Source organism: Pseudovibrio sp. Alg231-02 (assembly GCF_900143565.1).
Lineage (GTDB): Bacteria > Pseudomonadota > Alphaproteobacteria > Rhizobiales > Stappiaceae > Pseudovibrio.
Genome location: NZ_FREX01000010.1, coordinates 178,462 through 191,434, shown reverse-complemented (window position 1 = coordinate 191,434; position 12,973 = coordinate 178,462). Strand labels below are relative to the sequence as shown.

10 protein-coding genes are annotated in these 12,973 nt (G+C 52.4%); 9 read left to right on the top strand and 1 reads right to left on the bottom strand.

Features of this window, described 5'->3' with window-relative positions:
• Positions 1–3 precede the first annotated feature (3 nt).
• From mfd to lipA, 9 genes are all read left to right on the top strand, one after another.
• Positions 4–3,492: a transcription-repair coupling factor gene (gene mfd / locus DHN43_RS22575; RefSeq protein WP_108820122.1), complete on the top strand. Its 3,489-nt coding sequence runs from the start codon at positions 4–6 to the stop codon at positions 3,490–3,492.
• Positions 3,493–3,747: 255 nt separating this feature from the next.
• Positions 3,748–4,014: an FtsB family cell division protein gene (locus DHN43_RS22570; protein WP_057466201.1), complete on the top strand. Its 267-nt coding sequence runs from the start codon at positions 3,748–3,750 to the stop codon at positions 4,012–4,014.
• 251 nt (positions 4,015–4,265) lie between these two features.
• Entirely contained in the window at positions 4,266–5,249 is a 984-nt protein-coding gene (gene pdhA / locus DHN43_RS22565) for a pyruvate dehydrogenase (acetyl-transferring) E1 component subunit alpha (protein WP_373456213.1), read from the top strand.
• Positions 5,250–5,266: 17 nt separating this feature from the next.
• A complete protein-coding gene (locus tag DHN43_RS22560) occupies positions 5,267–6,652 on the top strand; it encodes a pyruvate dehydrogenase complex E1 component subunit beta (protein ID WP_108820121.1) in 1,386 nt (461 codons plus the stop codon).
• A 16-nt stretch (positions 6,653–6,668) separates the two neighbouring features.
• The gene (locus tag DHN43_RS22555) at positions 6,669–8,006 is read left to right on the top strand and encodes a pyruvate dehydrogenase complex dihydrolipoamide acetyltransferase (protein WP_063288849.1); all 1,338 of its coding nucleotides are present in this window, start codon (positions 6,669–6,671) and stop codon (positions 8,004–8,006) included.
• Positions 8,007–8,124: 118 nt separating this feature from the next.
• A complete protein-coding gene (locus DHN43_RS22550) occupies positions 8,125–8,988 on the top strand; it encodes an N-acetylglucosaminyltransferase (RefSeq protein ID WP_108820120.1) in 864 nt (287 codons plus the stop codon).
• 24 nt (positions 8,989–9,012) lie between these two features.
• Entirely contained in the window at positions 9,013–10,455 is a 1,443-nt protein-coding gene (gene lpdA, locus DHN43_RS22545; RefSeq protein ID WP_108820119.1) for a dihydrolipoyl dehydrogenase, read from the top strand.
• Between the two features lie 93 nt (positions 10,456–10,548).
• Positions 10,549–10,818 (top strand): hypothetical protein, encoded by a 270-nt coding sequence (locus DHN43_RS22540; protein WP_244271761.1) that lies wholly within the window; start codon positions 10,549–10,551, stop codon positions 10,816–10,818.
• A gap of 152 nt (positions 10,819–10,970) precedes the next feature.
• Entirely contained in the window at positions 10,971–11,966 is a 996-nt protein-coding gene (gene lipA, locus DHN43_RS22535) for a lipoyl synthase (RefSeq protein ID WP_108820118.1), read from the top strand.
• 80 nt (positions 11,967–12,046) lie between these two features.
• Here the strand turns inward: lipA and DHN43_RS22530 are convergent, their stop codons facing one another.
• The gene (locus DHN43_RS22530; protein WP_159096958.1) at positions 12,047–12,961 is read right to left on the bottom strand and encodes a DMT family transporter; all 915 of its coding nucleotides are present in this window, start codon (positions 12,959–12,961) and stop codon (positions 12,047–12,049) included.
• Positions 12,962–12,973: the final 12 nt, after the last annotated feature.

Here is a 12,973-nt window from a genome sequence, read left to right as displayed (position 1 = left end):
CCCGTGTTTGAAAGTTTGCTCAAAAAAAGTGAAAACATCACGCTTGCTTCCGTTCCTGATGGAGCAGAAGCCTACGTGCTTTCAAAGGTGCTTGCTGAAGTTGAGGAGGGCGGCCTTGCGCTGACTTATGTTGCGCGGGATGCAACCCGTATGGCGGCGCTGACAGAGGCTCTGGGGTTTTTTGCGCCTGATGTGGAAGTGCTTCAGCTGCCTGCATGGGATTGCTTGCCGTATGACCGTGTTTCGCCTCATGGAGCGATTGTTGCGCGCAGATTGCTGACGTTGCTTCGGTTGGCAAAGGGACTGCCGAAGAAAAAGAAGTTTGTTCTGATCACAACAGTGAACGCGGCTTTACAGCGGATGCCTGTTCGTGAATGGACTGCCAACCATATTCTCTCGTTCATGCCGGGGAACCGTATCAATCCCGACAAGATCGTTAAGTGGCTGGAAGTCAACGGCTTTGCCCGAACACCAACTGTGCGTGAAACCGGTGAATATGCGGTGCGCGGCGGCATTATTGACCTGTTTTCTCCGGCAACCAAAGAGCCTGTGCGTCTGGACTTCTTCGGGGATACGCTGGAGTCCATTCGTTCCTTTGATACGGATAGTCAGAGAACGCTGGCGCAGAAGAAGGGTCTCACGCTTGTTCCTATGAGCGAGATCATTCTTGATCCTGAAACGATTTCGCGATTCCGTCGTAACTATGTGACTGCTTTTGGGGCCGCTGGGCCTGAGGATGTTCTCTATCAGTCCATCAGTGAGGGACGGCGTTATGCGGGGATGGAGCATTGGTTGCCTCTGTTCCATGAAAACCTTTCTACCCTGTTTGATTATATTGGTGAAACGCCAGTTGTGCTGGATGCCAGTGCTGAGGACATGATCAAGGAACGCCTTGAGCAGATTGAAGAGCATTTTAGTGCGCGTCAGGACGGGCTCAACAACAAAGCGCTTTCCTCTGGTGTACCGTATAAGCCTATTCCGCCAGTTGTCATTTATCTTCAGGACACCCAGTTCAGCTCATTTGTGGCTGACAGGGCTTCTGCTCAGTTATCCCCGTTCGCTATGCCTCCGGGTACGGGCAAGACTGCGATTGATATGGGGGGGCGTCAGGGACGTAACTTTGCGGCTGAACGTGCTGCGGGTGATGTAAACATTTTTGACGCGCTATCCAAGCATGTGTCAGCTCTTGCCAAGGATGGGAAGAGGGCGGTTCTTTCTTGTTGGAGTGAAGGTTCTCGTGAACGGTTAACCCAGGTTCTGAGCGATCATGGATTGGACCGTACCGGATATGCGGGCAATTCTGCTGAGCTGGGCAAGGTTCCCGCTGGGCTGACGGCATTGATCCTTCTTGGGCTGGAGCATGGCTTTGAGATTGATGATCTGACCTTCATCGGGGAGCAGGATATCCTCGGTGATCGTCTGGTTCGTCAGCGTCGGCGGAAGTCCAAAGGGGCGAATTTTCTGACCGAGGCCTCTGCTCTGGCCCCCGGTGATCTTGTTGTGCATGTGGAGCATGGTATTGGCCGGTTTATCGGGCTGAAGACCATTGAGGCTGTTGGGGCGCCGCATGACTGTCTTGAGCTGCAATATGCAGGGTCGGACAAGCTTTACCTTCCTGTTGAGAATATTGAGCTACTGACACGCTACGGCTCAGAAGATCAGGAAGTTCAGTTAGATAAGCTTGGCGGCGGGGCATGGCAGGCCCGCAAAGCCAAGATGAAGAAGCGCATTCTTGAGATTGCCGATGGCTTGATTAAGATTGCGGCAGAACGTGCGTTACGAACTGCTCCTGCGATTACGGCTCCTGAAGGGGCTTATGACGAGTTTTCTGCGCGGTTTGTCTATGATGAGACCGATGACCAGATGAGTGCCATTGAATCTGTGTTTGATGACATGGCATCAGGGCGTCCGATGGACCGGCTTATCTGTGGTGATGTGGGCTTTGGTAAGACGGAAGTTGCTCTAAGGGCTGCGTTTTTGGCGGCGATGTCTGGGAGGCAGGTGGCGATTGTGGTTCCGACCACATTGCTGGCGCGTCAGCATTACCGGACTTTTGCGGATCGTTTTAATGGATTGCCGATTGAAGTGCGCCAAGCTTCGCGACTTGTCCCCGGTAAGGAGCTTAGTGAGACCAAGAAGGGGCTGAAAGAAGGCTCTGTCGATGTCGTCATCGGAACGCATGCACTTCTGGGAAAAGCCATTGGTTTCAGGGATCTGGGTCTTCTCATTATCGATGAGGAGCAGCATTTTGGTGTGAAGCATAAAGAACGGTTGAAAGAGCTGAAAAGTGATGTTCACGTTCTGACCCTCTCTGCGACCCCGATTCCTCGTACCCTACAATTGGCACTGACGGGCGTTCGGGAGCTTTCCCTTATTGCGACACCTCCCGTGGATCGTTTGGCTGTACGCTCGTTTATATCCCCGTTCGACCCGATGGTTATCCGCGAGAGCTTGCTGCGTGAGCACTATCGCGGGGGGCAGAGCTTTTATGTGTGTCCGCGCGTGTCTGATCTTGCCGAGGTGAGGGCGTTTCTGGAAGAGAATGTGCCTGAAGTTAAAGTGGTTTCTGCGCATGGGCAGATGCCTGCCGGGGAGCTGGATGACATCATGAACGCCTTTTATGAGGGCAAGTTTGATGTGCTGTTGGCGACCACAATTGTTGAATCCGGATTGGACATACCAAACGCGAACACTTTGATTGTGCACCGCTCAGATATGTTTGGTCTGGCGCAGCTCTATCAGATCCGTGGGCGTGTGGGGCGGTCGAAGACGCGGGCTTATGCTTTGTTTACTGTTCCTGCCAACAAGACGCTGACACCTACGGCTGATCGCCGCCTTAAAGTCTTGCAAAGCCTAGAGAATTTGGGTGCTGGCTTCCAGCTTGCATCACATGATCTGGATATTCGCGGAGCGGGCAATCTGCTTGGGGAAGAGCAGTCCGGGCATATTAAAGAGGTTGGGTTTGAGCTTTACCAGCAGATGTTGGAGGAGGCGGTTGCGCAGCTGAAATCTGGTGGTGAGGACTTCCAGGAGGACAAGTGGTCTCCACAAATTGCCATCGGTACGCCTGTGCTTATCCCCGATACGTATGTGCCGGATCTTCAGTTGCGGCTTGAGCTTTATCGTCGTCTGGCGGACCTTATGGAGCTTGAAGACATCGATGGCTTTGGGGCCGAGATGATTGACCGCTTCGGGCCACTTCCTGAGGAAGTTCAACACCTTCTGAAGATTGTCTACATCAAGGGGCTGTGCCGCAAAGCGAACGTTGAAAAGATTGATGCTGGGCCGAAGGGCATCGTGATTGCTTTCCGTAATGGCGAGTTCAACAATCCGGCGGGGCTGGTATCCTACATCGCAGAACAAACTATCCTCGCCAAGATCCGCCCGGATCAGAAGGTGGTGCTGACCCGTGACTGGCCGTCTGCAGATGATCGGTTGAAGGGCACCGCTGCTGTGTTGATTAAACTGTCACGGCTGGCGGAAAACGCCTGATTTTCCTTCCTGACTGGCTCATTTGCTGGGGTTCTACACAAACCCCAGCCTTGCGTTGCTATGTGCGTTCATTTGCGTTTTTTAGCGATTACATGAAAGGTTTTTGCGAATTAAGAAGATTTCCGGGTTTTCGGAAACTCTTGGTTAAGGGCGTTGTGAAATAGTGCGGGCATGTGACCATTTTTGTAATGAGTAGGTCAATCAGTGCTAGCTACCACACGTCAGCGGAAACACTCCTATCTAAAGAATTTCCTTGTGCCAGGAATTGCCATTGGTGCGCTGTGCTACTTTGCATTTCATGCGCTCAACGGTAAGCTGGGTCTTGTGGGCCGACCACAGATTGAGCATGAGATTCTTGCTCTTGAACTTGAGCTTGATGAGTTGCGGGAAGAACGCCTGCAATTACAACGCCGTGTCATGCTGCTTGACCCGGAGAGCCTTGATCCAGATATGGTGGATGAGCGGGCTCGCGCTTCCCTAAATCTGGCGCACGTGAATGAAGTTGCAATCATGCGCAACTGAAACATCAGCGTGTATTAACTTGAATTGGGTTGATTTGATTGAATTAACCTAATTTGAGTTAACTTGAAAGTATCAGTAAAATCAATATCTTAGATAAATCCCCAAGTGTTTCTGCTCATATTGGCATTCAGCGCTATGGGAGATAGTGTGCTTTCACCAATTCACGTCACAAAGAGACGAGGCTCATGGCTGGAACTCAATCCAAGTCTTCAGGCGGTCGCGCTAAAAGTGCTACCAAAGCCCGCGGTGCGATGAAAAACGTACCTGCACTAGTAGAATTCTCCAAAGATGAAGAGCTAAACGCTTATCGCGAAATGCTTTTTATCCGTCGCTTCGAAGAAAAGGCGGGTCAGCTTTACGGTATGGGTCTGATCGGTGGCTTCTGTCACCTTTACATCGGCCAGGAAGCTGTTGTCGTTGGAATGGAGATGGCCAAGGAAAAAGGTGATCAGATGATCACTTCTTACCGTGACCATGCTCACATGCTCGCTTGCGGCATGGACCCGAACGGCGTGATGGCCGAACTGACTGGTCGTCAGGGTGGTCTGTCCAAAGGTAAGGGCGGTTCCATGCACATGTTCTCCAAAGAACAGGAGTTCTATGGCGGACACGGCATCGTGGGTGCTCAGGTCTCACTTGGTACCGGTCTTGCGTTTGCGAACCGTTATAAAGAGAACGGCAAAGTTTCCATGGCGTTCTTCGGCGATGGTGCTGCCAACCAGGGCCAGGTTTACGAGAGCTTCAACATGGCGAAGCTTTGGAACCTGCCAGTGATCTACGTCATTGAGAACAACAAGTACGGCATGGGTACCTCCATTGAACGTGCTTCTTCCACGACAGACCTTAGCCAGCGCGGTGCTTCCTTCGGCATTCCAGGTGTTCAGGTTGATGGTATGGACGTGCGCGCGGTGAAAGCTGCGACCGACTATGCGATGGAATGGTGCCGTGAAGGCAATGGTCCTTACATCCTTGAGATGATCACCTACCGCTACCGTGGCCACTCCATGTCTGACCCTGCGAAATACCGCAGTAAAGATGAAGTCCAGAAGATGCGCTCTGAGCATGACCCAATTGAACAGGTTCGTGCTCGCCTTCTTGAAAAAGAATGGGCAAGTGAGGACGATCTCAAGGCTATCGATAAGGAAGTGCGCGCTGTTGTTGCTGCTTCTGCTGAGTATGCACAGAACGATCCTGAGCCGGATCCATCTGAGCTCTACACAGATATCGTGCTCTAAGGTCGGGATAATACATTATGGCTGTTGAAATTTTAATGCCTGCGCTTTCTCCGACCATGGAAGAAGGCAAACTTGCTAAGTGGCTTAAGAAAGAAGGCGACACCGTTACTGCAGGTGACGTGATTGCTGAAATCGAGACCGACAAAGCAACCATGGAAGTGGAAGCGGTTGATGAGGGCGTGCTTGGCAAGATCCTCGTTGCTGAAGGCACCGAAGAAGTAAAAGTGAACGCGCCGATTGCGGTTCTGCTGGAAGAGGGCGAAGACGCCTCTGCTGCTGACAACCTGGGCGCTACCCCTGTTGCGCCGGCGGCTCCTGCAGCTGCTGAAGCACCAGCCGCGCCTGCTGCACCGGCAGCTCCTGCGGCACCGATTGTAAGCGTTGCACCTGCTGATCCGGAAATTCCTGCGGGCACCAAAATGGTGAGCATGACCGTTCGTGAAGCTTTGCGCGACGCGATGGCGGAAGAAATGCGCCGCAATGAGAACGTGTTCCTGATGGGCGAGGAAGTTGCTCAGTATCAGGGCGCCTACAAGATCTCTCAGGGTCTCCTGGATGAGTTCGGCGAAAAGCGCGTGATCGACACTCCAATCACCGAGCATGGCTTTACCGGCCTTGCTGTTGGCGCTGCGATGGCAGGTTTGAACCCAATTGTTGAGTTCATGACCTTCAACTTCGCAATGCAGGCGATTGACCACATCATCAACTCTGCCGGTAAGACGCTTTACATGTCTGGCGGTCAGATGGGTGCACCAATGGTGTTCCGCGGTGCAAACGGTGCGGCTGCTCGTGTGGGTGCGCAGCACTCTCAGGACTTTGCGGCATGGTATGCTTCCATTCCGGGCCTTAAGGTTGTTCAGCCTTATACCGCTGCTGATGCGAAGGGCCTTTTGAAAGCTGCGATCCGCGACCCGAACCCGGTTGTGTTCCTTGAAAACGAGATCCTTTACGGTCAGCACTTCGATGTGCCAGATGTTGAAGATCTGGTTCTGCCAATCGGCAAGGCGAAGGTTGTTCGCGAAGGTACTGATGCGACCATGGTTTCCTGGAGCATTGGCATGACTTACGCGCTGCAGGCTGTTGATGAGCTGGCAAAGCAGGGTATTTCTGTTGAGCTGATCGATCTGCGCACCATTCGTCCGCTGGACATGGAGACTGTTCTGGCCTCCGTTCGTAAGACTGGCCGTCTGGTAACTGTAGAAGAAGCCTTCCCAATCTGTTCCGTTTCCTCTGAAATTGCTTATCAGGTTCAGAGTGAAGCCTTCGATTGGTTGGATGCGCCAGTTCTGCGCGTGACCGGTAAAGATGTTCCAATGCCATATGCAGCAAACCTTGAGAAACTGGCTCTGCCAAACACCAAGGAAGTTATCGACGCTGTTAAGGCTGTGACCTACACCGCCTAACCGGGAGACAAGTGGTATGCCAATCAATATTCTGATGCCTGCGCTTTCTCCGACTATGGAAGAAGGCAATCTGGCCAAGTGGCTGGTTAAAGAAGGTGACGCGATTTCTGCAGGCGATGTGATTGCAGAAATTGAAACCGATAAAGCGACCATGGAAGTGGAAGCTGTCGATGAAGGCACCATCGGTAAAATCGTGGTTGCTGAAGGCGCAGAGGGCGTGAAGGTGAATGCACCGATCGCGATCCTTCTGGAAGAGGGCGAAGACGCTTCTGCGATGGATGCAGCACCTGCTGCACCAGCCGCTGCTGCTGCCCCTCAGGCTCCTGCAGCACCTGCTGCTGAAGCGGCGCCGGCACCAGTTGCAGCTCCTGCACCTGCTGCTCCGGTTGCAGCTTCTGGTGAGCGTGTGTTCTCATCCCCTCTGGCGCGCCGTCTGGCGAAACAGAATGGTCTGGACATTGCACTGATCAACGGCACCGGCCCACATGGCCGCGTTGTCAAGCGTGACGTTGATGCGGCGATTGCTGCTGGCACTGGCAAGGCAGAGGCTGCTCCTAAAGCAGCGGATGCACCGAAGGCTGCTGAGGCTCCAAAAGCTGCGCTTGCGTCTGGTCCATCTGATGAACAGACCCTCAAGTTGTTTGATGAAGACAGCTACGAGCTGGTTCCTCACGATGGCATGCGTAAGATCATTGCCAAGCGTTTGACCGAGTCCAAGCAGACTGTTCCACACTTCTACCTGACACTGGAGTGTGAACTGGATGCTCTGCTGGCTCTGCGGGCTCAGCTCAATGCGTCTGCACCGAAAGACGGCGACGGCAAGCCAGCTTACAAGCTGTCTGTCAACGACATGATCATCAAGGCGCATGCATTGGCACTGAAAGCAATTCCAGCTGCTAACGCATCTTACCTTGAGAGCGGCATGGTTATGCATAAGCATGCTGACGTTGGTGTTGCTGTTTCCATCGATGGTGGCCTGATCACTCCGATCATTCGCCGCGCTGAAGAGAAAACGCTTTCCACCATCTCCATCGAGATGAAAGATCTGGCAAAGCGTGCTCGTGAGCGCAAGCTGGCTCCAACCGAATTCCAGGGCGGAACAACCTCTGTTTCCAACCTTGGCATGTTCGGCATCAAGGAATTTGCTGCGGTGATCAATCCTCCGCACGCAACCATCCTTGCTGTTGGTGCTGGTCAGAAGCGCCCAGTTGTGAAGGGCGATGAAATCGTGCCTGCGACTGTGATGTCTGTGACCCTTTCCACTGACCACCGCGCGGTGGATGGTGCGCTGGGTGCAGAGCTTCTGCAGGCCTTCAAAGGCTACATCGAAAACCCGATGTCCATGCTGGTTTAATCAGGACTTACCGGCAGAAACAGGAGCCCCTGCTTTTCTGCCGGTAAATCCAAGTGGTAGGTGTGAGCAAATAGAGTGGAGTAAGCTGAAGACCGTTTGAGCAAGGAGACCGTATGATATGGTCAAAGTTGTCGATGGCTTCACGTTTTTCAACGAACTCGATACCCTGGAAATTCGCTTGGGCGAACTTTTCGATGTGGTGGATGAGTTCATTCTTGTAGAGGCCACCAAGACCTTTACGGGACACGAAAAGCCTCTCTATTTTGCTGATAACAAGTCGCGGTTTGCACCGTTTTTGAGCAAGATCCGGCATATCATTGTCGAGGACATGCCAGAGACACCGCAAAACGCCTGGTCGAGGGAGTACCACCAACGCGATTGCATAGAACGCGGCCTTAAAGATCTTGCGGTGAAAGATCTGATCCTTGTTTCCGACGTGGATGAAATTCCAAAGCCGGAAGCGCTGCTCAGAGCGAAAAATGACCCCAGGAGCTGTAAAAGCCTGACATTCTTTGGCGCAGATATTTTCCGATACAGACTGAATTTCAAAGACGATGTCTCGGATTTTACCTCGTGCCCGCGAATGATCAGCGCGATGTTTTTCAAAGGTGCTCAGGCTTTGCGGCGTGAGCGGGCCTTGCAGAGCAAAAGCCTCTCTCCTGTTCTCGAGGCTGCTTTGTGGCAATGGAAAGCTCTTACACGGCACAGCCGGCTTATGCGACGTCAATTGATCAGGTCTTCCAGCTGGCACTTCAGCTTTTTGGGGGACATGGACAAGGTGGTTACGAAACTTGAGGCTTACTCGCACACCGAACACATGAATGATGCCTATCTGGGCCGTGCGCAAAGAACGCTGGACCGTCTGGATGCGGGCGATGGCAGAGGAAAGCTGGTCGCTAAGGACAGCGGAGAACTGCCCGACTACGTTTTGGAGAACTTTTCCAAGTTCTCCCACCTTTATGTGGAGCCTCAAGCTCCTTGATGCCGATTTGGCGAGGTTAAAGAGATGAGTGGCAACGCCTACGACGTGATTATCATTGGTTCTGGTCCTGGTGGCTATGTAACCGCAATCCGCTCCGCGCAGCTTGGTTTCAAGACCGCGATTGTCGAGCGTGAACATATGGGCGGTATCTGCCTGAACTGGGGCTGTATCCCAACCAAAGCGCTGCTGCGTTCTGCTGAGATCTACCATTACATGCAGCACGGCAAAGACTACGGTCTTTCCGCTGAGGGCGTTAGCTTTGACGCTTCTGCTGTTGTGAAACGCTCCCGTGGTGTTTCCGGCCAGCTCAACGGCGGTATCGGCTTCCTGATGAAGAAGAACAAGGTCGACATCATCTGGGGTGAGGCTAAGCTCACCAAACCGGGTGAGATCTCTGTTGGGCCTTCCTCCAAAGACGCTATGCAGCCACAGCACCCAACACCTAAGGGTGTGAAGGGCCACGGCACTTATTCCGCCAAGCACGTCATTGTTGCAACTGGTGCGAAGCCGCGCGTCATTCCGGGTCTTGAGCCTGACAAAGAAAACATCTGGACCTATTTCGAAGCGATGGTTCCTTCAAGCATGCCTAAATCCATTGTTGTGATGGGTTCCGGCGCGATCGGTATCGAGTTTGCATCTTTCTATAAGACAATGGGTGTTGATGTGACCGTTGTTGAAATGATGTCGACCATTATGCCGGTTGAAGATCCTGAAATCTCCGCAATTGCGAAAAAGCAGATGGAGAAGCAGGGCATCAAGTTTGTGATGGAAGCGAAGGTTTCCAAGGTTGTTAAGGGTGGCGGTCAGGTGACTGCGACTGTTGAGACCAAAGACGGCAAGACGCAGGAAATCACCGCTGAGAAGCTGATCTCCGCTGTTGGCGTTGTTGGTAACATCGAGAACCTTGGCCTTGAAGCGCTTGGCATCAAGACAGACCGTGGCTGCATCGTGACTGACGGCTTCAGCCGCACCAACGTTCCTGGCGTTTATGCGATTGGTGACGTTGCTGGTCCTCCAATGCTGGCGCACAAGGCTGAGCATGAAGGCGTGATCTGCATTGAGAAGATCTCCGGCCTTGATGTTCACCCTATGAAGAGCGAGCAGATTCCGGGCTGTACCTACTGTAATCCGCAGGTTGCTTCTGTCGGTCTGACCGAACAGCGTGCGAAAGATGCTGGCTACGAGCTGCGCGTTGGCCGGTTCCCGTTCATGGGTAACGGTAAGGCAATTGCTCTTGGTGAGCCTGAAGGTCTGGTCAAGACGATCTTTGACAAGAAGACCGGTCAGCTGCTGGGTGCGCATATGGTTGGCGCTGAAGTGACCGAGCTCATTCAGGGCTTCGTTGTTGCCATGGGTCTTGAGACCACCGAAGAAGAGCTGATGCACACTGTCTTCCCGCATCCGACCCTTTCCGAAATGATGAAGGAAAGTGTGCTTGACGCCTACGGACGCGCTCTAAATATGTAAATCAATTCCCTCTCACTGGAATTTTACCAGTGAGGGGGACTTAATTTTTCCCGGGTACTCTTCTTATCAAAAAGGAGAAGAACCGTGGACTTTATGAAATCAATCATATGGCTGGTGACATCAGCCGTTTGTGCCGTTGTAGCTACTGTGCTGGTGATGGCTACAGTTGGCGGAGACTTCGCCGTGTTAATTATCGCCGGATTTCTCGGTGGTATTTCAGGGGTTTACCTGTTCGAATTTGCGGATGTGGAAGTTTCCCTGGGGAATGAATATCTCGACCAGGCGGTCGTTGCGATGGTTGGCGCCATTGCGTTTGCTCTGATTGCCTCACTGATTGGTGGGGATGCAATTGGCTTTGAATAGGCGTGGTCCTGAGGCGCGGAACTGACTGAACACCAGTGTCTGGCATTGAGAGATGCTTCATTTCCTGTTATGGACCACTAAACTTATAAGAGACAGTGACACTGACCCTTAAGGCAAGTGTGAAGCAAAGTCTCGGACCTGACGGAACTGATATGGTTACACTGGTAAATACACTCGATCCTAATCATAAAAGCCAAACGGCGTCTGCACTGCAGGAAAAAGAGCGTCCGCGCCATCCGGAAAAAGCACATCGCCCGGATAATCCTGTTCAGCGCAAGCCAAAATGGATCCGTGTTAAAGCGCCCACTTCTCCTGTCTACAAAGAGACCCACGAGCTGGTTCGCAAGAACAACCTCGTCACGGTTTGTGAAGAAGCTGGTTGCCCGAATATCGGTGAGTGCTGGTCCAAGAAGCATGCGAGTTTCATGATCCTGGGTGATACCTGTACCCGTGCCTGTGCGTTCTGTAACGTACGCACCGGGATGCCGGGGCCAGTTGATCAAAATGAGCCTGAAAGCATTGGTAAAGCTGTTGCATCCATGGAGTTGCAGCACGTTGTTATCACCTCTGTGGACCGTGATGATCTTGATGATGGCGGTGCGACACACTTTGCCAACGTGATTGCTGCGATCCGTAAAGCTTCTCCAAAAACCACTATTGAAGTGCTGACGCCTGATTTCCTTCGTAAGGAAGGCGCGGTTGAAATTGTTGTTGCGGCGAAACCTGACGTGTTCAATCACAACATGGAAACGGTTCCTTCCAACTATCTGAAGGTTCGTCCGGGCGCACGTTACTTCCACTCCGTCCGCCTGCTACAGCGCGTGAAGGAGATTGATCCTGAGATGTTCACCAAATCCGGCATCATGGTTGGTCTGGGTGAGGAGCGCAACGAAGTGCTTCAGCTGATGGATGATCTGCGTGTTGCTGATGTGGACTTCCTGACTGTTGGCCAGTACCTGCAGCCAACCAAGAAACACCATCCGGTGATGAACTTCCCAACGCCAGACGAGTTCAAGGCCTATGAGAAGATCGCTTACGCGAAAGGCTTCCTGAAGGTTTCCGCGAACCCGCTGACCCGTTCTTCCCACCACGCTGGCGAAGACTTTGCTGAGCTGAAAGCAGCCCGTAAGGCAAAACAAGGCAACTAAGCGCCGGTTCCATTCCACGAATTTTAAAGAGCGTCACACTGAACAGTGTGACGCTCTTTTTGCTTGTGGGTGTTGCAAGATCAAGTTGTCTTCTTCGTTAGTCGCGGAAGTTTTATCTGTCCGGTTGCCAGCGCTACTCCTGTGAAGATAAAGAGCAGACCAGTCAGTAGGTTTGTTGTAAGGGTTTCGCTAAGAAATAGTGCTCCCAGGACTACGCTGAAACCGGCCCTGAGATAGCTTCCTGTTGTTACTCCTAAAGGGCCAAGTGTGCGTACAAGGCGGAAATAAAGCACCATTGCAAGTGCAGTGGAGAACACACCCAGAGTAAGGATTGAGGCCAGAGATTCAGGCGATGGCGAGAGCTTCAATGGCTGGTCGAATGTGAAAGCAATCGGTGCCATAAGACAAGCTGCAAGGGTCATCGAGCATGCTGCTGTCTGCAGTGGTGGTTGATCTGAAAAGCGCTTTGCGTTCAGGGCAGCTAAGGCATAACAAAGGCTGGCCCCTGTGATTGCCAGTTGTCCGAGTGCTGAGTTTTGTTCTCCTGCAAAGGCCGCAGGCCCCATTATGACACCAATACCTGCAAATCCAATCAGAATGCCGAGGAGCTTTTTGGCGTCTACGGTCTTGTCCTGCAAAACAAAGTAGCTGATCAAAAATACGAATAGAGGTGGCGTTGTGTTTAAAAGACCTGCAAGGCCACTGGAAGTATGCAGCTGCCCCCAACTGATGAGCGTGAAGGGGAGCGCGTTTTGCAAAATGCCTTGCACAAGAAGTTCACCCCACCGTTTGGCGGTGTTGGGGAAAACGGTTCCGCTGATCATGACCAGTGTGATGAGGACTACAGCACCAATCAGCAGCCTGAGAAGAACGATGGTTGCTGGAGGAACGGTGGTGATTGCAACTTCGATAAGTGTGAAGGAAGCTCCCCAAAGGAAGGACAGGATTATGAGAAGGCAGAGCTCCGGAATGAGCTTGGCAGATGTTTGAGGCATAGTTGTCCTTTC